General features: G+C 67.9%; 21 protein-coding genes. 6 read left to right on the forward strand and 15 right to left on the reverse strand.

Annotated elements, in window-relative coordinates; translation table 11 throughout:
- Positions 1-72 precede the first annotated feature (72 nt).
- Both EAT51_RS00555 and EAT51_RS00560 read left to right on the forward strand, forming a co-directional pair.
- On the forward strand, positions 73-477 hold the full coding sequence (locus tag EAT51_RS00555) for a c-type cytochrome (RefSeq protein ID WP_165422671.1): 405 nt from the start codon (positions 73-75) through the stop codon (positions 475-477).
- Between the two features lie 70 nt (positions 478-547).
- Complete coding sequence (locus EAT51_RS00560; protein WP_130561153.1) at positions 548-1,783, forward strand: FAD-dependent oxidoreductase; 1,236 nt, start codon at positions 548-550, stop codon at positions 1,781-1,783.
- 187 nt (positions 1,784-1,970) lie between these two features.
- Here the strand turns inward: EAT51_RS00560 and EAT51_RS00565 are convergent, their stop codons facing one another.
- The 3 genes from EAT51_RS00565 to EAT51_RS00575 form a co-directional block, all read right to left on the reverse strand.
- Complete coding sequence (locus EAT51_RS00565; protein WP_130516028.1) at positions 1,971-2,720, reverse strand: sel1 repeat family protein; 750 nt, start codon at positions 2,718-2,720, stop codon at positions 1,971-1,973.
- 183 nt (positions 2,721-2,903) lie between these two features.
- Positions 2,904-3,890, reverse strand: coding sequence for a malate dehydrogenase (locus EAT51_RS00570; protein WP_130516025.1), 987 nt, complete (start codon positions 3,888-3,890; stop codon positions 2,904-2,906).
- 266 nt (positions 3,891-4,156) lie between these two features.
- Positions 4,157-4,651, reverse strand: a complete 495-nt coding sequence (locus EAT51_RS00575; RefSeq protein ID WP_130516023.1) for a peptidylprolyl isomerase — start codon at positions 4,649-4,651, stop codon at positions 4,157-4,159.
- A 101-nt stretch (positions 4,652-4,752) separates the two neighbouring features.
- Between EAT51_RS00575 and typA the strand changes: the two genes are divergently transcribed.
- From typA to EAT51_RS00590, 3 genes are all read left to right on the forward strand, one after another.
- Positions 4,753-6,582, forward strand: coding sequence for a translational GTPase TypA (gene typA, locus EAT51_RS00580; protein WP_130516021.1), 1,830 nt, complete (start codon positions 4,753-4,755; stop codon positions 6,580-6,582).
- A 78-nt stretch (positions 6,583-6,660) separates the two neighbouring features.
- Positions 6,661-7,137: a DUF2127 domain-containing protein gene (locus EAT51_RS00585; protein ID WP_130516019.1), complete on the forward strand. Its 477-nt coding sequence runs from the start codon at positions 6,661-6,663 to the stop codon at positions 7,135-7,137.
- 64 nt (positions 7,138-7,201) lie between these two features.
- Positions 7,202-8,800 (forward strand): amidase, encoded by a 1,599-nt coding sequence (locus EAT51_RS00590; protein WP_130516017.1) that lies wholly within the window; start codon positions 7,202-7,204, stop codon positions 8,798-8,800.
- A 19-nt stretch (positions 8,801-8,819) separates the two neighbouring features.
- Here EAT51_RS00590 and EAT51_RS00595 read toward each other — a convergent pair whose 3' ends face one another.
- Together EAT51_RS00595 and EAT51_RS00600 are read right to left on the reverse strand one after the other, a co-directional pair.
- On the reverse strand, positions 8,820-9,983 hold the full coding sequence (locus EAT51_RS00595; RefSeq protein WP_130516015.1) for a mechanosensitive ion channel family protein: 1,164 nt from the start codon (positions 9,981-9,983) through the stop codon (positions 8,820-8,822).
- 163 nt (positions 9,984-10,146) lie between these two features.
- Complete coding sequence (locus EAT51_RS00600) at positions 10,147-11,538, reverse strand: class II 3-deoxy-7-phosphoheptulonate synthase (RefSeq protein ID WP_130516013.1); 1,392 nt, start codon at positions 11,536-11,538, stop codon at positions 10,147-10,149.
- Between the two features lie 198 nt (positions 11,539-11,736).
- Between EAT51_RS00600 and EAT51_RS00605 the strand changes: the two genes are divergently transcribed.
- On the forward strand, positions 11,737-13,860 hold the full coding sequence (locus EAT51_RS00605) for a TonB-dependent receptor (protein WP_130516011.1): 2,124 nt from the start codon (positions 11,737-11,739) through the stop codon (positions 13,858-13,860).
- 67 nt (positions 13,861-13,927) lie between these two features.
- Here the strand turns inward: EAT51_RS00605 and EAT51_RS00610 are convergent, their stop codons facing one another.
- From EAT51_RS00610 to rpsE, 10 genes are all read right to left on the reverse strand, one after another.
- Positions 13,928-14,461 (reverse strand): disulfide bond formation protein B, encoded by a 534-nt coding sequence (locus EAT51_RS00610; RefSeq protein WP_130516009.1) that lies wholly within the window; start codon positions 14,459-14,461, stop codon positions 13,928-13,930.
- Between the two features lie 145 nt (positions 14,462-14,606).
- Positions 14,607-14,978: a 50S ribosomal protein L17 gene (gene rplQ, locus EAT51_RS00615; RefSeq protein ID WP_130516007.1), complete on the reverse strand. Its 372-nt coding sequence runs from the start codon at positions 14,976-14,978 to the stop codon at positions 14,607-14,609.
- A 272-nt stretch (positions 14,979-15,250) separates the two neighbouring features.
- Positions 15,251-16,249, reverse strand: a complete 999-nt coding sequence (locus tag EAT51_RS00620; RefSeq protein ID WP_130516005.1) for a DNA-directed RNA polymerase subunit alpha — start codon at positions 16,247-16,249, stop codon at positions 15,251-15,253.
- A 49-nt stretch (positions 16,250-16,298) separates the two neighbouring features.
- Entirely contained in the window at positions 16,299-16,928 is a 630-nt protein-coding gene (rpsD, locus tag EAT51_RS00625; protein WP_014161359.1) for a 30S ribosomal protein S4, read from the reverse strand.
- 15 nt (positions 16,929-16,943) lie between these two features.
- Positions 16,944-17,339, reverse strand: a complete 396-nt coding sequence (rpsK, locus tag EAT51_RS00630; RefSeq protein ID WP_130516003.1) for a 30S ribosomal protein S11 — start codon at positions 17,337-17,339, stop codon at positions 16,944-16,946.
- Positions 17,340-17,351: 12 nt separating this feature from the next.
- Entirely contained in the window at positions 17,352-17,708 is a 357-nt protein-coding gene (gene rpsM / locus EAT51_RS00635; RefSeq protein WP_130516001.1) for a 30S ribosomal protein S13, read from the reverse strand.
- Between the two features lie 355 nt (positions 17,709-18,063).
- Positions 18,064-19,407, reverse strand: coding sequence for a preprotein translocase subunit SecY (gene secY / locus EAT51_RS00640; protein WP_130516000.1), 1,344 nt, complete (start codon positions 19,405-19,407; stop codon positions 18,064-18,066).
- Between the two features lie 7 nt (positions 19,408-19,414).
- Complete coding sequence (gene rplO / locus EAT51_RS00645) at positions 19,415-19,858, reverse strand: 50S ribosomal protein L15 (RefSeq protein ID WP_165394587.1); 444 nt, start codon at positions 19,856-19,858, stop codon at positions 19,415-19,417.
- Entirely contained in the window at positions 19,858-20,049 is a 192-nt protein-coding gene (gene rpmD, locus EAT51_RS00650; RefSeq protein WP_014161364.1) for a 50S ribosomal protein L30, read from the reverse strand. Before rpmD ends, rplO begins: the two co-directional genes overlap by 1 nt.
- Positions 20,042-20,578, reverse strand: coding sequence for a 30S ribosomal protein S5 (gene rpsE, locus EAT51_RS00655; protein WP_130515996.1), 537 nt, complete (start codon positions 20,576-20,578; stop codon positions 20,042-20,044). Before rpsE ends, rpmD begins: the two co-directional genes overlap by 8 nt.
- Positions 20,579-20,645 lie beyond the last annotated feature (67 nt).

The following is a 20,645-nucleotide window of genomic DNA, read 5'->3' on the forward strand; positions in this document are numbered from 1 at the left end:
GCGTCCCCGCCTTCGGGCGGGGGCGCCGGCGCGCAGACGCCTTCTTCCAGTTCCAGGTCCGCTCGCCATCGCATGCCTGGCGTGTTGGCCTTCCTGCTGCTCGCTTCGCCGGCCGTGGGCGCAAGCGGGCAGGCGGCGGACGCGGTGCCTTTCACCGCGCAGCAGAGCGCACAGGGCGCACGCGTCTACGCCCAGCACTGCGCCGCCTGCCATGGCCAGCAGCTGGAAGGCTTCTCCGGGCCGGTGCTGGCCGGCCCGGCGTTCTACGGCCGCGACATGGGCGTGCCGCTGCATGCGACCTTCCAGTACATGGCCCGGGAAATGCCGGTCGGCCGCCCCGGCTCGCTGCGTCGCGAGGACTACGCCGCGCTGATGGCCCTGATCCTGGAGAAGAACGGCTACCCCGCCGGTGACGTTGCGCTGGACTACGACACCGCCCTGCACGCCGACGCCCCGCTCTACTTCCATCGCCCCTGAGCGTGCATGCGGCGGGTGGGGGCCAGTCTCCAGCCGCGCCGCATGAATGCCCCATCCGAGGACTGCTTCGATGCAACGACGAGACTTCATGATTGGCGCGGGGGCCGCGACGCTGGCCACGCTCGGCGCGGCCGCACCGCCGGCTACTGCGGGAACGGCGACCGCACAGGCCGCGCCGCCCGGAGGGGCCTTGGCCGACCCGCTCGGCGCGCGCACGCCGCCGCCGGCGTTCGTCCCCACCTCCGGCACCATCGCACCCGTGCGTGCGCGCACCGACCGCATCGCGCGCATCACCGTCTGCACGCGCCCGTTCCGGGCGCAAGGCCCGCGCATCGAGCGCGAGAAGATCGCCGGCAGGGAGGTCATCCACAACTACGGGCACGGCGGCAGCGGCTGGTCGCTGTCCTGGGGCTCGGGCCTGGCGGCCGCGGCCGAGGTGCGCAGCACCGGCGTGCGCCAGGCCGCCGTCGTGGGCTGCGGCGTGATCGGCCTGACCACCGCCGTCGTCCTGCAGCGCCAAGGCATCAAGACCCGCATCTACACCCGCGAACGCGCCCCGGACGTGCGCTCGTTCAACGCCACCGGCCTGTGGACGCCGGACTCGCGCGTGGGCACCGTGGAGCAGGCCGACGGCGCGTTGTGGGAGGAGTTGTGCCGCAACTCCTTCCGCATGTTCCAGGCGATCATGGGCCTGCCCGGCAACCCGGTCGAATGGATCGAGTCCTACGCGCTCTCGGACATCCCCTTCGACCAGGCGCGCAGCGAGCATCTGGCCCAGGCGGCCGGCAATGCGGTCCACTTCGCCAGCTTCGCCGACCGCGTGCGCGACCTGACACCGGCGTCGGAGGATGTCCCGGCGGGCAGCCATCCGTTCCCGGCGCGCTATGTGCGGCGCGCCTCGACGATGATGTTCAACATCCCGGCCTACATGAACTGGCTGGAGCACGAATTCCTGCTCAACGGCGGCGCCATCGATTTCATCGACCTGCGCACGCCGAAGGACTTCGGCCTGATCCGCGAGAAGACCATCGTCAATGCCACCGGCTACGGCGCGCGTGCACTGATGGGCGACGAGACGCTGGTCCCCGTGCGCGGCCAGATCGCGCATCTGGTGCCGCAGCCGGAGGTCGATTACGCGCTGCGCGTCGAAGGCGTAAGCATGGTCCCCCGCCGCGACGGCCTGCTGGTGCAGGCCATCGGCGATGAGATGGACGGCTACAACAACCCCTCGGTCGTGCCCAACCGCAAGGAGTCTGAGGCCGCCGTGCTCAAGCTGGCCGCGCTTTGCGAGCGCTTCACCCGGTAACGCGGCCGGCGACAGCGCTAGAACGCAGAAACGCCGGCCCTCAAGGCCGGCGTTTGTGTTCTACGTCCCGCAGCGCCGAGGCGCGCAGGAAGATTCGACGCATCAGATTAACCGCGTGGCGAGTCGTCCGCTGCGCGGCTCGACTCTGGCCTGGACGGCGTCCGGTCGGATCCTGGCGTCTCGCCGTCTATCTGCCCGGACCGATGTCCTCGACTTCGCCTGTCCTGACCCGCCCGCTCCAGTCCTGGAAATAGATGTCATAGCGGGCCTGCAGCCCGTTGAGGACACGCTGTTCGGACAAGAGCGAGCACGGATAGACGGACTCCGGGTTTCGCGGGTTGGCGAACCCCATGCTGTTGACGCCTCTGATGCACTTGCCCGAACCGTAGACCGGATTGCTGGCCAGCTCGCGCATCTTGCGACGGAACAGTTTGTCGGCGCGGACGGCGGCGACGTCATCGGCATACTTGGCGCGCATCTGCTTGTACAGCACATCCGCCCTAGCCTTCTGCGCCGGCGTCACCTTCTCCAGCGCGGAGTTGAACAGCCCCACGTTCTCCGGCTGCATGCGTTCGGTCGAGAGCCCCAGCCAGGCCAGACCCAGCGCGCGGTCCTGGGTCGCGCCCTCGCCATTGAAATAGGCCACGCCCAGCACCTTCTGCGCCGACTTGTCGCCCCACGCCGCCGCCTCGAGCATGCGCGACAGGGCTTGGGGCATGTCGCCCTTTCGCATCGCGGCCGCCCCCATGCAGAAGTTGTAATCGCCGGGAAGCAGTTGTTCCAGCAGTTGGCTGCAAGGCGAGACGTCGACCGCGGCCCCCCGGTGCGGACGCTCTTTCGCGGCGCCCGGCGGGGAATGAACGGTAATAAAGACCACGAACGATGCCAGTAGACCGCACCGCAGGATGTGGCCGAGGGAGTGCGCGATGCGTTCCATGCAACGTTCCTCGCTGAGGCTGTCGCCCTCGATACTACGCCTGCATCACGGCGAATGCGGATCGCATTGAATCGAAGTTATTGCACGGAGTTTCCGGCCGACGGAACGGCCGGCGGCGCCCGCAAAGCAAAACGCCGGACCTCACGGCCCGGCGTCTGCGTCGCAGCGACCTCCAGCGGAGGATCAACCCAGCAGGTGGGCCACGCCGCTGCGCTCTTCTTCCAGCTCGGCCAGGGTCTTGTCGATGTACTTCTGGCTGAAGTCGTCGATCGGCAGATCCTTGACCAGGGTGTACTCACCGTTCTGGGTGGTCACCGGGAAGCCGAAGATCACGCCCTCCGGGATGCCGTAGGAGCCGTCGGACGGCACGCCCATGGTCACCCACTTGCCGTTGCTGCCCAACGCCCAGTCGCGCACGTGATCGATGGCGGCGTTGGCGGCCGAGGCGGCCGAGGACGAACCGCGCGCCTCGATGATCGCCGCGCCGCGCTTGCCCACGGTCGGGATGAAGGTGTTGGCGTTCCATTCCTGGTCGTTGATCGCCTCGCCGATCGAGGCGCCGTCGGCGGTGGCGAAGCGGTAGTCCGGATACATGGTCGGGCTGTGGTTGCCCCACACCACCAGCTTCTCCATGCCGGCCACCGGCTTGCCGAGCTTGAGCGAGAGCTGGCTCAGGGCGCGGTTGTGGTCCAGACGCAGCATCGCGGTGAAGTTCTTCGCCGGCAGGTCCGGGGCGGACTTCATGGCGATGTAGGCGTTGGTGTTGGCCGGGTTGCCGACCACCAGCACCTTCACGTTGCGCGAGGCGACCTTGTTCAGCGCGGCGCCCTGGGCGGTGAAGATCTTGGCGTTCTCCAGCAGCAGGTCCTTGCGCTCCATGCCCGGGCCGCGCGGACGGGCGCCGACCAGCAGGGCGTAGTCGGCTTCCTTGAAGGCCACTTCCGGGTCATCGGTGCCGACCATGCCGGCCAGCAGCGGGAAGGCGCAGTCCTCCAGCTCCATCATCACGCCCTTCAGCGCGGCCTGGGCCTTCTCCATCGGCAGCTCGAGCAGCTGCAGGATGACCGGCTGGTCCTTGCCCAGCATCTCGCCGGAGGCGATGCGGAACAGCAGGGCGTAGCCGATCTGGCCGGCGGCACCGGTGACGGCGACTCGGACGGGTTGTTTCATGGTGTGGATTCCTCGTGCATCGGATGGCGGGTGCGATGCCCGCCTGATGGGATAGGCGCTAGGCGCGCCAGGCGGATGGAGGGGTCACGCAGGCCGACGTCACGATCTCGCAGGCATCCAGCGGATGGCAGCGCGAAATCGGCATGGACGGCGGCTCCTGGTGGCGCCGCCTCGATTGTGCGGCGCGGAATTTTAGCACGCGCGCCCGGCGCGGCCGCGTTCGACCAATGGTCTACTTGCGGACGCACCGGGGGCGGGGGCCGTGTTCAGGCAGCCAGGAGCTTGTTCCATTCGGCCACGCGGTCGGCCTTGGCGGCCAGGACGGCGTCGGCGTCGCCCTCGATCACCACCGAGTCGATGGTGTCGCCCTGCTTGACCGCATCGACGGCCTCCAGGCCCGAGACGACCTTGCCGAACACGGTGTGCTTGCCGTCCAGCCACGGGGTGGCCACGTGGGTGATGAAGAACTGGCTGCCGTTGGTGTTGGGGCCGGCGTTGGCCATGGACAGCACGCCGCGCTCGTGGCGCACGCCGTTGTTGGTCTCGTCCTCGAAACGGTAGCCCGGGCCGCCGCGGCCGGAGCCTTCCGGGCAGCCGCCCTGGATCATGAAGTCCGGGATGACGCGGTGGAAGTTCAGCCCGTCGTAGAAGCCGCGCTTGGCCAGGTTGACGAAATTGGCCACGGTCAGCGGCGCCTTGTCCGGGTACAGCTCGACCTGGATCGGGCCGCGGGAGGTGTTGAAGGTGGCGGTGAGGGACATCGTGGAACTCCTTTGGAGCAGGCAGCCCGGTCGTGGGCGGTAACCGGCTATAATACGCGCTTCCCTCCACACCTCTGCGCGCACCGCCGCGCCCGTGCCGCATGTCCATTGAAAACCTTCGCAACATCGCCATCGTCGCCCACGTTGACCATGGCAAGACCACCCTCGTCGACTGTCTGCTGAAGCAGTCCGGCACCTTCTCCGAGCGTGCCGTCATCGCCGAGCGCGTGATGGACAGCAACGACCAGGAAAAGGAACGCGGCATCACCATCCTGGCCAAGAACACGGCCATCAAGTGGAATGGCAACCGCATCAACATCGTCGACACCCCGGGCCACGCCGACTTCGGCGGCGAGGTCGAGCGCGTGCTGTCGATGGTGGACACCGTGCTGATCCTGGTCGACGCGATGGACGGCCCGATGCCGCAAACCCGTTTCGTGACCCAGAAGGCCTTCGCGATGGGCTTCAAGCCGATCGTGGTGGTCAACAAGATCGACCGTCCCGGCGCGCGTCCGGAATGGGTCGTGGAGCAGGTGTGGGACCTGTTCGACCGCCTGGGCGCCACGCCCGAGCAGATGGACTTCCCGATCGTCTACGCCTCGGCGCTGAACGGCTACGCCTCGCTGGACGAGAACGCCCGCGACGGCGACATGACCCCGCTGTACGAGGCGATCATGCAGCACGCGCCCAAGCCGGAGGTCGATCCGGAAGGCCCGTTCCAGATGCGCATCAGCCAGCTGGACTACAACAACTTCGTCGGCGTGATCGGCATCGGCCGCATCCAGCGCGGCACGCTGCGCAAGAACATGCCGGTGGCCGTGATCGACCGCGAAGGCAAGAAGCGTCAGGGCAAGGTGCTGCAGGTGCTGGGCTTCCTCGGCCTTGAGCGCATCGAGCAGGAGACCGCCGAGGCCGGCGACATCGTGGCCATCTCCGGCATCCAGGAGCTGACCATCTCCGACACCGTCACCGCCCTGGAGGCGCCCGAGGCGCTGCCGGCGCTGACCGTGGACGAGCCGACCATCTCGATGACCTTCCAGGTCAACAACTCGCCCTTCGCCGGCAACAAGGACCTGTCCGGCGGCAAGTTCCTGACCAGCCGCCAGCTCAAGGACCGCCTGGAGCGCGAGACCGTGCACAACGTGGCGCTGAAGGTCGAGCAGCTGGAGGACGCGGACAAGTTCCTGGTCTCCGGCCGCGGCGAGCTGCACCTGTCGGTGCTGATCGAGAACATGCGCCGCGAAGGCTACGAGCTGGCCGTCTCGCGCCCGGAGGTCATCATCAAGGAGATCGACGGCCAGCAGATGGAGCCGATCGAGCAGCTGGTGGTGGACGTGGAAGAGATCCACCAGGGCGGCGTGATGGAGAAGCTGGGCGTGCGCAAGGGCCAGCTGAAGAACATGGAGCCCGACGGCAAGGGCCGCGTGCGCCTGGACTATGAAATCCCGGCGCGCGGCCTGATCGGCTTCCAGAACGAGTTCAAGACCCTGACCCAGGGCTCGGGCCTGCTGTTCCACGTGTTCGACCACTACGGCCCGAAGGAACAGGGCGCCATCGCCAAGCGTCCCAACGGCGTGATGATCGCCAATGCGCCGGGCGCCACGCCGGCCTATTCGCTGGGCCCGCTGCAGGAGCGCGGCAAGCTGTTCGCCGCCGAGGGCGACAACGTCTACGAGGGCCAGCTGATCGGCATCCACTCCAAGGACAACGATCTGACGGTCAACGCGATCAAGACCAAGCCGCTGACCAACATGCGCGCCTCGGGCAAGGACGACGCCATCCAGCTGACCCCGGCGATCAAGTTCACCCTGGAGCAGGCCCTGGACTTCATCGACGACGACGAGCTGGTGGAGATCACCCCCAAGGAGATCCGCCTGCGCAAGAAGCACCTGACCGAAAGCGAGCGCAAGAAGGCCTCGCGCGCGGCGTAAGGCGGTCTGTGCAAGCTGGCGCGGGTGGCGGCCCACGGGTCGCCGCCCGCGCACCAACCGGCGTATCCTTCCGGCCCGATGCCTCATACCCAACGTCCCTACGATCCGGATCCGCACGCGCATCCGGGCCTGCATGCGCTGGCGTTGTTCGAACTGGCCAAGGGTCTGCTGGCCCTGATCGCCGCGGCCAGCCTGGAAGTCCTCGGGCCCGACCCGATCCGGCGCGCGGTGTACTGGCTGATCGAGCGCTTCCATCTGGACCCGGCGCACGGCGCCCTGCCCTCGCTGCTCAAGCAGATCGACCCCAAGGCGGTACACCTGGCCGTGGCCGTGGTGGCCATCTATGCGCTCTGGCGGCTGGTGGAATCCTGGGGCCTGTGGCGGGCCAAGGCCTGGGCCTCGTGGCTGGGCTGCGTGGGCACGGCGGTCTACCTGCCCTTCGACATGTACGCGCTGGTCCGGCACCCGGGCTGGCATACGGCCGTGGTGGTGCTGATCAACGTGATCGTGGTGGCCGTGCTGGCCCGCGACCTGATCCGCCGCCGGCGCCACTGAGCCGCTTGCGGCCCCCGCGCCGCTGCGTTTAGCCTGCGACGATCCGCATGAGGGGATCGAACCGATGCACGCCTTCAGGCTTGCACTGACGCTGTCGTGCCTGGCCGCGCTGGCCGGCTGCACCGCCCCGGCGTCCGCGCCGCCCAAGACCGCCGCGCCCGCCCAGTTCCGCTATGCCGAGCTGACCATCGCCCAGTTGCAGGAGCAGATGCAGCGCGGCGCGCTGGACAGCCGCACCCTGACCCGCGCCTACCTGGACCGCATCGCCCAGGTCGATCGCGCCGGGCCGCACCTCAATGCCGTGATCCAGCTCAATCCCGAGGCGATGACAGAGGCGGCGCTGCGCGACCGCGAGCGCGCCGGCGGCACCGTGCGCGGGCCGCTGCAGGGCATCCCGATCCTGCTCAAGGACAACATCGACGCCACGCCGATGGCCACCACCGCCGGCTCGCTGGCGCTGCGCGATTTCCATCCCAAGGCCGACGCCTTCCTGGTCAAGCGCCTGCGCGAGGCCGGCGCGGTGATCCTGGGCAAGACCAACCTCTCGGAGTGGGCCAACTTCCGCTCCAGCGACTCGATCTCCGGCTGGAGCGCGGTCGGCGGCCAGACCCATAACCCCTATGTGCTGGACCGCAACCCCTGCGGGTCCAGCGCCGGCAGCGGCGTGGCCGCCTCGGCCAATCTGGCCGCGGCCACGGTCGGCACCGAGACCGACGGCAGCATCATCTGCCCGGCGGCGGTCAACGGCGCGGTGGGGCTGAAGCCCACCGTCGGCCTGGTCAGCCGCGACGGCATCGTGCCGATCTCCTGGAGCCAGGACACCGCCGGGCCGATCACCCGCACTGTGGCCGATGCGGCCATCCTGCTGGCGGCGATGGCCGGTCGCGACAGCGCCGATGCCAGCACCGGATACGCCACACTCAATGCCCCGCTGGACTACGTCTCGCGCCTGCGCCCCGGCGCGCTCAAGGGCGCACGCATCGGCGTGGTCCGCAGCAGCTTCAAGTTCGGCCCCGACGTGGCCAAGGCGATGGAAGGCGCGGTCGCGACCCTGCGCGCGGCGGGCGCGACCGTGGTCGACGCCGAGATCCCCACCGCCGGCCAGTGGGACCAGGACGAACTGCTGGTGCTCAAGACCGAGTTCAAGAACGGGCTGGCGCGCTATCTCACCAGCAAGGGCGCGCCGGTGGACTCGCTGCAGCAGCTGATCGGCTTCAACCAGCAGCATGCGCGCGAGGAGCTGGCGCTGTTCGGGCAGGACCTGTTCGAAGAGTCCGCGGCGATGGGCGGCCTGAACGACCCGGCCTACATCCAGGCCCGTTCGCGCATCAAGCGGCTGGCCGGCCCGGAAGGCATCGATGCGGCGCTCAAGGCGCAGCACCTGGACGCCCTGGTCGCCGCGGCGACGGGCCCGGCCTGGCGCACCGACCCGGCGTTCAAGGATCCCTTCCCCGGCGCCGGCTACGGCGCGGCGGCGGTGGCCGGCTATCCCAGCCTGACCATCCCGATGGGCGACAGCCGCGGGCTGCCGCTGGGCCTGCTGTTCATGGGCACCGCCTGGAGCGAGGCAAAGCTGATCGGGCTGGGCTACGACTACGAGCAGCGCACCCAGGCGCGCGTCCCGCCCGCGTATCGCGCCACGCTGGAACCGCGCACGCCCTGAGTGTCGCGCGCCCGGCGGATCAGTGCGACGGCGGTGGCACCGGGCCAGGCGACTCTGGCGAAACCGGCGGCGGGCCGTCCTCGGCGCCGGGCGAGGAGGTCTGGCGCGCGCTGGGCAACACCTGCGGCGTGTCGGGCGGGGTCTGTTCGCGGGTGAGCATGTTGCGCTGACGCGGCAGCGCGTCGGGATACTCGCGCGCCAGGTAGTCCAGCACGCGCTCGCGCACCACGCAGCGCAGGTCGAAGGCATCGCCGGAACTGCGCGCGCTGACCAGCAGGCGCACCTGCATGGCGGTCTCGGAGGTCTCGGTGACCTGGGCGATGCAGACCCGGCCGTCCCAGCGCGGATCCTCGCGGCACACGCGTTCGGTCTCGGCGCGCACGGCGGCCATCGGGGTGCGGTAGTCCAGCCACAGGAATACCGTGCCGAGCATGTCGGCGCTGCGCCGCGTCCAGTTCTGGAACGGATTCTCGATGAACCAGGTCAGCGGCACCACCATGCGGCGCTGATCCCAGATGTGCACCACCACGAAGGAACTGGTGATCTCCTCGATGCGGCCCCATTCGCCCTCGACGATGACCACGTCGTCCAGGCGGATCGGCTGGGTCAGCGCGATCTGCAAGCCGGCGATCAGGTTGCCGAACACCGGCTTGGCCGCGATGCCCGCCACCAGCCCGAGGATGCCGGCCGAGGCCAGCAGCGTGCGACCGAGCTGACGCACCTCGTCGAACTGCAGCAGCACCACCGAGGCGCCGACCAGGATCACCGCGCCGGAGGCCACGCGCCCCAGCACGCGCGCCTGGGTATGGATGGTGCGCGCATGCAGGTTGTCGGCCACGTCGATGCGGTTGTCGCGCAGGATCGCCGCCACGATGCCGGCCACTACGCGCACCAGCAGCCAGGTCACGCAGGCGACGATGCCGATATGCAGCAGTTGCTTGACCAGCTGCAGCTGCGCGTCCTTGAGCGGTGTGGCCTCGAGCCCGGCGCGCAGAAAGATCAGCGGCAGCACAAAGGCCAGCGGCAGGCTGAGGATGCGGGTGATGCGTGCGCGCCGGAAATCCTTGCCGCGCGAGCGCCGCTCCAGCCAGGCGAACAATCCCCAGGCGAGCACGCCCAGCGCCAGGGAAATTCCCAGCGGGATCACGTAGTCGCGCGCGGTCGTCCAGTGCAGGTCAGCCATCCCCACCGGAGACTGCCAAAACGCGCGTCGAGGGCATGTGGGCGCGCGTCTCGAACGACTGGGCGCATCACGCCTTAGAAGGGCTTGTGGGAGCCGCCATGGCGGCGATGAGGCTTTCCCGGGAAGGCCTCATCGCTGCCACGGCGGCTCCCACCGAAGACCTCTAGCCCGCCGTCGCCTGCAGCTGCCGCTGCTTGCGCACGATCGACATGGCGATCTCCAGCGACTGCTCATAGTTCAGGCGCGGATCGACGGTCGAGCGGTAGGCGCGCTCCAGGTCCACATCGGTCAGCTCGCGCGCGCCGCCGGTGCATTCGGTGACGTCCTCGCCGGTCAGCTCCAGGTGCACGCCGCCCAGGCGCGTGCCGACCGCGGCATGGATGTCGAAGGCCTGCTCGACCTCGCCGCGCACGTTGTCGAAGCGGCGCGTCTTGAAGCCGTTGCTGGTCGACTCGGTATTGCCATGCATCGCATCGCACACCCACAGCACGCGCCGGCCGTCGCGCTTGACCGCCTCCAGCAGCGGTGGCAGCTTCTCGGCGATCTGCGCCGCGCCCATGCGATGGATGAAGGTCAGCCGGCCCGGCTCGTCGTCCGGATTGAGGATGTCCATCAGCGCCAGCAACTGATCGGGCTTCACCGACGGGCCGACCTTCACCGCGATCGGATTGTGCACGCCGCGCAGATATTCCACGTGCGCGCCATCGACCGCCGCGGTGCGCATGCCGATCCAGGGATAGTGCGTGGACAGGTTGAACCAGCCGTGCTGACGCGGGACCTCGCGGGTCAGCGCCTGCTCGTAGGGCAGCAGCAGCGCTTCGTGCGAGGTGTAGAAATCGATGCGGTTGAGGTTGTGCACCTCGGCGCCGGCCAGGGTTTCCATGAAGCGCACCGCGCCGCCGATGTCGGCCACCATCTGCTGGTATTCGTTGGCCAGCGGCGAGTAGCCGACCCAGCTGAGGTTCCAGTACTCGGGATGGTGCAGGTCGGCGAAGCCGCCGTCGATCAGCGCCCGCACGAAGTTCATCGTCATGGCCGAGCGCGAATGCGCGCGGATCATGCGCTGCGGATCGGGAATGCGCGCCTGCGCGGTGAACTCGGGCCCATTGACCAGGTCGCCGCGATAGCTCGGCAGGGTGATCTCGCCGCGGGTCTCCATGTCGGTCGAACGCGGCTTGGCGTACTGCCCGGCGAAGCGCCCGACGCGCACCACCGGCAGCTGCAACCCGTGCACCAGCACCAGGCTCATCTGCAGCAGCACCTTCAGCCGGTTGGAGATCAGCCCGGACTCGCAGTCGGAGAAGCTCTCGGCGCAGTCGCCGCCCTGCAGCACGAAGCGCTTGCCTTCCTGTGCCTCGGCCAGCTGCTTCTTCAGCGCGAAGATCTCCCATGAGGTCACCAGCGGCGGCAACCGGCCGAGCTCCTCGACCGCCCGGTCCAGCGCCTCGGCGTCGGGATAGGTCGGCAGCTGCATCGCCGGGCGCGCGCGCCAGCTGTCGGGGCGCCAGTCGCCGGAGGCGGCAGGAAAGGGAATGGCGGGGGCTGCGGCGGACATGCGGGGCTCCTGGAGAAGCCGCCATGATCGCAGAGCGCGGGGCCTCGCACGCACTTCCTGTCAATTCCGACAGTTTTCTGAGGTCTCTAAACCCCAGGAAACGTAAGACACGCGCCCATGACTTTCGGCCTAGGCATGACAGTCCTGACAGGAGGACCGTTACTTCATAACATTTTCCCAACGGCCCACGCCCCCTCCATGAAGACCCCGACCCTGCTCGCCTCCGCCATCGCCCTGGCCCTGGCGACCACACCCCTGCTTGCCCTGGCCGATGACGCCCCCACCGACGCCACCGTCGACCTGGACGTGGTCAAGGTCCACGCCAAGCTGGACGAGGCGCGCAATGCGCTCTCCCCGGACATCGGCAGCAGCCAGTTCACCATCACCGCGGCCGACATCGACCGGCTGCCGCTGGGCGCCTCCACGCCGATGAACCAGGTGCTGCTGCAGGCGCCGGGCGTCGTCCAGGACTCCTACGGCGGCGTCCACGTGCGCGGCGACCACGCCAATCTGCAGTACCGCATCAACGGCGTGATCCTGCCCGAGTCGATCTCCGGCTTCGGCCAGAGCCTGGACCCGCGCACCGTGTCCAGCATCCGGCTGCTCGACGGCGCGCTGCCGGCCCAGTTCGGCGACCGGACCGCCGCGGTGGTCGACATCACCACCAAGAGCGGCCAGGCGCTCGGCAACGGCGGCAGCGTCGGGGTGACCGCGGGCTCGTTCGGCACCTTCAATCCCTCGCTGGCCTGGTGGGGCAGCCAGGGCCGCTGGAGCTGGTTCGTGACCGGCGACTATGACCAGAACAAGATCGGCCTGGAGAACCCGACCAACAGCCGCACGCCCGATCACGACAAGACCCACCAGGGCAAGGCCTTCGCCGACCTGACCTATCTGGTCAACGAGGACACGCGCCTGAGCGTGATGGCCGGCTACGCCAACAACCGCTTCCAGGTGCCCAACAACCCGGGCCAGACCCCGGCCTTCGACGACCAGGGCCAGACCGACTTCGATTCCAGCGCGCTGGACGAACGCCAGCGCGAGAACACCCGCTTCGCCACCGTCGCCCTGCAGGGCCTGGTCGGCGACAGCGCCTATCAGGTCTCGCTGGGCCAGCGCTACAGCAGCGTGGCCTTCGATCCGGACGTCACCGGCGATCTGATCTTCGACGGCGTCGCCTCGCAGGTCGATCGCGGCAACCGCGCCAACGTGCTGCAGGCCGATATCTCCACCCCGCTGGGCGCCTCGCACACCTTGCGCTACGGCCTGTACGGCGACTTCGAACACGCCACCGCCAGCAACAACAGCTGGGTCTTCCCGGCCGACGCCGACGGCAACCAGACCAGCAACATCCCCGAGCTGATCGGCGACAGCAGCCGCTTCCACGCGAGCACCACCGCGCTCTACCTGCAGGACGAGTGGAAGCTCGGCGAGGACTGGACGGTGAACTACGGCCTGCGCGGCGATCGCTACAAGGCCTTCGGGCGGACCGAGAGCCAGCTCAGCCCGCGCGTAGGCGCGATCTGGCGCGCCACCGACAGCACCACCCTGCACGCCGGCTACGCGCGCTACTTCACCCCGCCAGCCAGCGAACTGATCTCCTCCGGGGACATCGCCCTGTTCGATGGCACCACCAACCAGCAGCTGGCCGCCGGCGCGCAGATCCCGCTCAGCGAGCGCAGCGACTACTACGACCTGGGCATCTCCCAGCAGGTCGGCGACCACCTGACCCTGGGCCTGGACGCCTACGACCGCCTGGCCGACCGCCTGCAGGACGAAGGCCAGTTCGGCGCCGCCTACATCTATTCGACCTTCAACTACCGCTACGGCCACGTCCATGGCCTGGAGTTCTCGGCCGACTACAGCAACGGCCCGGTGAGCGCCTACTTCAATGCGGCCTACAGCCGGGCGATGGGCAAGCAGGTCATGACCGGCGCCTACAACTTCGACCCCGATGCCCTGGCCTATGTGGCGGACAACTGGATCCACCTGGACCACGACCAGAAGCTCACCTCGTCGGGCGGCATCAACTACAGCTTCGCCGGCAACAACCGGGTGGGCGCCAACTATCTCTATGGCAGCGGCCTGCGTACCGATACCGCCACGGTGCCCAATGGCGCGGCGCTGCCGTCCTACTTCCAGCTCAACCTGAGCGCGGGGCACGACTTCGAGGCCGACACCTCGCATCCGCTGCATGTGCAGGTCGCCGCGGTCAACGCGCTGGATCGCAGCTACCAGCTGCGCGACGGCGGCGGCATCGGCGTGTTCGCGCCGCAGTGGGCGCCGCGTCGCGGCGTGTTCCTCAGCGTGCAGCAGGACTTCTGAGGCGACCTGCGCCGCGTCCAGGCTGCGGACCGGTCGACGCGCGCGACCGGTCCGGCGCCAGGTTCGCTCAGGACGGGCGCAGCTCGCGCAGCAGCGTGCGCTTGCGCCGGCGGAAGGCGGCGAGCAGCAGCCACAGCGTCAGCACCACGAACCACAGCAGGCTCCACTCGGGCATCGACAGGCCCAGCAGACGCCAGGTCACCTCGGCGCACTCGCCCGAGCCGGTCAGCACCTGGCGCAGCACATCGCCCAGCGGGAAGGCTTCCATCATGTAGGCCAGGTCGGGGCCGCAGGCCGGCACCTTGTCGGCCGGCAGATGCTGCAGCCACACGTGGCGCCCGGCGATGCCGATGCCGATCAGCGCCGGCACCAGCCCCAGCAGGCCGTAGACGATGCGCCCGCCACGACTGCGCGGCCCATGCAGGCCGCCGATCAGGAAAACCAGGCCCAGCAGCGCGAACGCGCCGCGCTGGAAGCTGCACAGCGGACACGGGATCTGGTGCTGGTAGTACTGGGTGTACAGCGCGGCGCCCAGCAATCCGACGCACACGAGGAAACCGGCCAGGAATTGCGCGCGGAAGGACCAACGGAAAGGATTCATGGGCAGCGGCAACGGGGAAGTCCCCGCATTATCGCCACCCCGCGCGCCCAGGGCCAAATCCGCCCCTCCACGCGACCTGCGCCCCAAACGCAAAACCCCGGCCAGGAGCCGGGGTCTGCAGGTGACGCGTGCGGGACTGGGTCGATTACTCGGCCGCTTCCGGACGATCGACCAGTTCCACGTAGGCCATCGGCGCGTTGTCGCCAGCGCGGAAGCCGCACTTGAGGATGCGCAGGTAGCCGCCCGGACGCGACTGGTAGCGCGGGCCCAGGGTGGTGAACAGGGTGCCGACCGCTTCCTTGTCGCGCAGACGCGCGAAGGCCAGACGGCGGTTGGCCACGCCATCGACCTTGGCCAGGGTGATCAGCGGCTCGGCGACGCGGCGCAGTTCCTTGGCCTTGGGCAGGGTGGTCTTGATCAGGCCGTGCTTGATCAGCGAGGCGGCCATGTTGGAGAACATCGCGGCGCGATGCGAGCTGGTGCGGCTGAACTTGCGGCCGGCTTTCTGGTGACGCATGAGGTAGATTCCTGATGAATGGTGCGGCTGTTGAGGTTCGCTGTCGCCTTCGTGGCGTTGTTGCCTGGACTGCGGTTGGTCCTGATCCGGTCATCCTGTCCGGACATCGCGCGGGCCTTTGCGGCCCGTCGTCGAGGTGTTGCGGGTGAAGCGGTATCGCTGGACTTAACTGTGGTGAAGCATCGAGCCGAGACGGATCGCCCGTCCCGGCCCGGCGCAGCGCGCCGGGCGTTCGCCCAAGCGCGCGGCAGTGCCGCGCAAGCGGCTTGGGCTTACCCCATCATCCCGTGCTGGGAAACACCGGCCGGCGGCCAGTTCTCCAGCTTCATGCCGAGCGACAGGCCGCGCTGGGCCAGGACTTCCTTGATCTCGGTCAGCGACTTCTTGCCGAGGTTCGGGGTCTTGAGCAGCTCGACTTCGGTCTTCTGGATCAGATCGCCGATGTAGTAGATGCTCTCGGCCTTGAGGCAGTTGGCCGAACGCACGGTCAGCTCCAGGTCGTCGATCGGGCGCAGCAGCACCGGATCCACGCCGCCGGTCTGCTGCTTCGGCGCGCCGCGGTCGCGGTGCGTGAAGTCGCCGAACACCGACAGCTGGTCGCTCAGGATGTCGGCGGCGGTGCGCACGGCTTCCTCGGCGTCGATCGTGCCGTTGGTCTCGATGTCCAGGACCAGCTTGTCCAGGTCGGTGCGCTGTTCGACGCGAGCGGACTCGACGGCGTAGGCGACGCGACGGACCGGCGAGAACGAGGCGTCCAGCACCAGGCGGCCGATGGCGCGGTTCTCTTCGTCCGGACGACGACGGGCGGCAGCCGGCTGATAGCCGAAGCCGCGCTCGATCTTCAGGCGCAGGTTGACCGCGATGTCCTTGGTCAGGTGCGCGATCACGTGGTCGGGATTAAGGATCTCGACGTTGTGGTCGGTCTTGATGTCGCCGGCGGTGACCACGCCCGGGCCCTGCTTGGTCAGGCTCAGGGTGGCGTTGTCGCCGGTGTGGATGCGGATGGCCACATCCTTGAGGTTCAGCAAGACTTCCAGCACGTCTTCCTGCAGACCCTCGATGGTGCTGTACTCGTGCAGCACGCCGTCGATCTCGACCTCGGTGATGGCGAAGCCGGGGATGGACGACAGCAGCACGCGGCGCAGCGCATTGCCCAGCGTATGGCCGTAGCCACGCTCCAGCGGTTCGATGACCACCTTGGCGCGGTTGTCGGTCAGGCGCTCGATCTGCGGGCCGCGGGGGCGCAGCACTTGCTGAGTGATACCCGTCATGTTGCTTTGTCTCCTGCAAACCCCCGCCAGGGCGGGGGTGCGTGTGTGATTACTTCGAGTACAGCTCGACGATCAGCGCTTCGTTGATGTCGGCGGGCAGGTCCGAACGGACCGGCACGGCCTTGAACACGCCGGCGAACTTCTTCGAATCCACCTCGACCCAGGACGGGCTCAGGTCCAGCTGCTCGGCCACGGTCAGGGATTCCTGCACGCGCAGCTGCTTCTGGGCTTTCTCCGACAGCTCGATCGCGTCGCCGGCCTTGACCTGGTAGGAAGGCAGGTTGACCGACTTGCCGTTGACCAGCACGCCGCGGTGCGAGACCAGCTGGCGGGCGGCCGGACGGGTGACCGCAAAACCCATGCGGTAGATCACGTTGTCCAGACGGGTTTCCAGCAGCTGCAGCAGGTTCTCGCCGGTGTTGCCCTTCTTGGTCGAGGCCTTCTTGTAGTAGTTGCGGAACTGGCGCTCCAGCAGACCGTAGATACGCTTGACCTTCTGCTTCTCGCGCAGCTGGGTGGCGTAATCGGACAGCTTGCCCTTGCGGGCGGTGGCACCGTGCTGGCCGGGCTTCTGCTCCAGCTTGCACTTGGAGTCCAGCGCGCGCGCCGGGCTCTTGAGGGACAGGTCTGCGCCTTCGCGACGAGCGAGTTTGCAGGTAGGACCGATATAACGAGCCATTTCTAATCGCTCCCTTTAGACGCGACGCTTCTTCGGCGGACGGCACCCGTTGTGCGGGATAGGCGTCACGTCGATGATGTTGGTGATCTTGTAGCCGACGTTGTTGAGCGAACGTACGGCCGACTCACGGCCCGGACCCGGACCCTTGATGCGGACTTCCAGCGACTTCAGGCCGTAGTCCAGCGCGGCACGGCCGGCCTTCTCGGCGGCGACCTGCGCGGCGAACGGGGTGGACTTGCGCGAACCGCGGAAGCCCGCACCGCCCGACGTGGCCCACGAGAGCGCATTGCCCTGGCGGTCGGTGATGGTGACGATGGTGTTGTTGAACGAAGCGTGGACGTGGGCGACGCCGTCGGTGACGACGCGCTTGATCTTCTTCTTCGGTGCCTTGGCGGCGGACGGCTTTGCCATGATGTTCGCCCCTTACTTCTTGATGGCTTTACGCGGACCCTTGCGGGTACGGGCGTTGGTACGGGTGCGCTGGCCACGCAGCGGCAGACCACGACGATGGCGCAGGCCGCGGTAGCAGCCCAGGTCCATCAGGCGCTTGATCGCCATGCCGACTTCGCGACGCAGGTCGCCCTCGACGATGTACTTGCCGACTTCGGCGCGCAGGCGCTCGACTTCCGGCTCGGACAGGTCGCGGATCTTGGTGGTCACCGTCACGCCTGCGGCTTCGCAGACCTTCTTGGACCGGGTACGGCCAATGCCGTAAATGCTCTGCAGCCCCACCCAGACGTGCTTCTGGGCAGGCAGGTTGACACCTGCAATACGCGCCATGACGCGATTCTCCAAACTGTTTGATGGCCGGCTGCACGCCCTCCGTGAACACGGATTGACGGCATATGGCGTAGGGAACTGGAAATTGTACCAAGGTCTCGGGTTGCTTGGAAGTCCATGGAACCTGGGGAGGTTCCACGGACCCGGCATGGGGAGTGTGCCCATGCTCCGGCGCCGGAAGCCGCTTACCGGACAGACCCGCAAGGGTCCACCGGTGCCCGCGCTACTCTGGCGCAGGGACGAGCCGCTTCACACTCGCGCGCGAGACCGCCGCACGAGCCGCCCATTTTGAAAGTCCGGCCGATGGCCAGGCTTGGTGGCGGATGGGACCGCCTTAAATCACGAACCGAAGAGGTCAGCCGCGCGACAGGCCGCGGTTGCCGCCCTTCAGGTTGGCCTTCTTCAACAGGCTCTCGTACTGGTGGGACATCAGGTGCGCCTGGATCTGCGCGATGAAGTCCATCACCACCACCACCACGATCAGCAGCGAGGTGCCGCCGAAGTAGAACGAGGTACCCAGCTGGGTGCGCATCACTTCCGGCAGCAGGCACACCGCCACCAGATACAGCGAACCGGCGGCCGTCAGGCGGGTCAGCACGCCGTCGACGTAGTCGGCGGTGGCCTTGCCGGGACGGATGCCCGGGATCAGCGCGCCGGACTTCTTCAGATTCTCGGCGGTTTCCTGCGAGTTGAAGACCAGCGCGGTGTAGAAGAACGCGAAGCCGATGATCATCGCCGCGAACACGATCATGTGCAGCGGCTCGCCCGGCGACAGCGCCTGGGAGATGCGCTGCAGGGTCACCGCCATCGGCGACTGACCGGACCACATCGCCAGCGTGGCCGGGAAGGCCAGGATGGACGAGGCGAAGATCGGCGGGATCACGCCGGCCATGTTGAGCTTGAGCGGCAGGAACGAGGTCTGGTTCATGTACGCGTTGCGACCGCCCTGGCGGCGCGCGTAGTTGACCGTGATCCGGCGTTGCCCGCGCTCGACGAACACCACGAACCAGGTGAACGCGAACACCACCACCGCCACGATGATCAGCGCGATGGGGCTCATCGTGCCGTCGTTGACGGCGCCGAAGGTGTGGATCACCGCGGCCGGCAGGCCGGCGACGATGCCCGAGAAGATGATCAGCGACACACCGTTACCGATGCCGCGCTCGGTGACCTGCTCGCCGACCCACATCAGGAAGATGGTGCCCGCGGTGAGCGCCACGATCGCGGTGACCACGAAGCCCAGGCCCGGGGCATACACCACCGGCGCGCCGCCCGGCGCGGTCTGATGCTGCAGCGCCAGCGCGATGCTGCCGCCCTGCACCACCGCCAGCAGCACCGCGCCGATGCGCGAGTACTGGGTGATCTTGCGACGGCCGGACTCGCCTTCCTTCTGCAGCGCCTTGAGCGCCGGGAAGATGTGCGCACCCAGCTGGATGACGATGGACGCCGAGATGTACGGCATCACGTTCAGCGCGAAGATGCTGAAACGGTGCAGGGCGCCGCCCGAGAACATGTTGAACATGTCCACGATGCCGCCGCCCTGCGCCTGCATCAGCGCGAGCATCGCGTCCGGGTTGACGCCCGGAACCGGAACGAAGCAACCGATCCGGTAGACGACCAGGGCCCCCAGCACGAACAGCAGACGCTGCCGCAGCTCGGTGAATTTGCCCAGACCACCCGCGATGCCCTGCTGCGCCATGCCGTGCTTACTCCTGGATGCTGCCGCCGGCAGCTTCGATGGCGGCCTTCGCGCCCGCCGTGGCCTGCACGCCCTTGAGCGTGAACGCCTTGGTCAACTCGCCCTTCTTCACGATCTTGGCGCGCTTGGCGGTGCTGGGCACCAGCTTGGCAGCGCGCAGGGCCGCGAAGTCGATCTCGCCGGCTTCCAGACGATCCAGCTGATAGGACAGCACCTCGGCGGTGTCCTTCTTCAGCTTGGAGCGGAAGCCGACCTTCGGCAGACGCTTGATCAGCGGCATCTGGCCGCCTTCGAACTTCGCCTTGATCTTGCCCTTACCGGCGCGGGCGAACGAACCCTTGTGGCCGCGGCCGGCGGTCTTGCCCAGGCCCGAACCGATGCCGCGACCGACGCGCTTGCGCTCGGTGCGGGCGCCTTCTGCAGGCGACAGAGTGTTGAGACGCATGTTGATTACTCCTCGACGCGGACGAGGTAGTGAACCTTGGCGATCAGACCGCGTACCTGCGGGCTGTCTTTGAGTTCACGCACATCGTTGAGCTTGTTCAGGCCCAGCGCCTTCACCGACAGGCGGTGACGCGACTGGGAACCACGCAGGCCGCGCACCAGGCGCACCTTGACGGTCTTGTTGGACTCATTAGCCATGGGTGAGTTCCTCCACCGACTTGCCGCGCTTGGCCGCGATGCGGGCCGGCGACTGCATGTCTTCCAGGCCGCGCAGCGTGGCGCGCACCAGGTTGATCGGGTTACGCGAACCGACCGCCTTGGCCAGCACGTTCTTCACGCCCACCGCTTCCAGCACGGCGCGCATGGCGCCACCGGCGATGACACCGGTACCTTCCGAGGCCGGCTGCATGAACACGCGGGCCGCGCCGTGGCCGGCCTTGACCGGGTGCCACAGGGTGCCGTTGTTCAGATCGACGTTGAGCATGCCCTTGCGTGCGTACTCCATCGACTTCTGAATCGCCACCGGGACTTCGCGGGCCTTGCCGTAGCCGAAACCGATGCGACCGTTGCCGTCGCCCACCACCGTCAGCGCGGTGAAGGTGAACTGGCGACCACCCTTGACCGTCTTGCTGACGCGGTTGACCGCGATCAGCTTCTCGATCATGCCATCGTCGACTTTCTCTTCGCGGTTGCGATCGCGCCCGCGCGAGCGTTGTTCTTCTGCCATGTTGTTGATTCCTGTTGAGAGGGTCTGTACGGCTTGGCCGCTTATGGTTGTGGTCTACCGCGGTGGA

It is taken from the genome of Pseudoxanthomonas winnipegensis (genome assembly GCF_004283755.1).
GTDB lineage: Bacteria > Pseudomonadota > Gammaproteobacteria > Xanthomonadales > Xanthomonadaceae > Pseudoxanthomonas_A > Pseudoxanthomonas_A winnipegensis.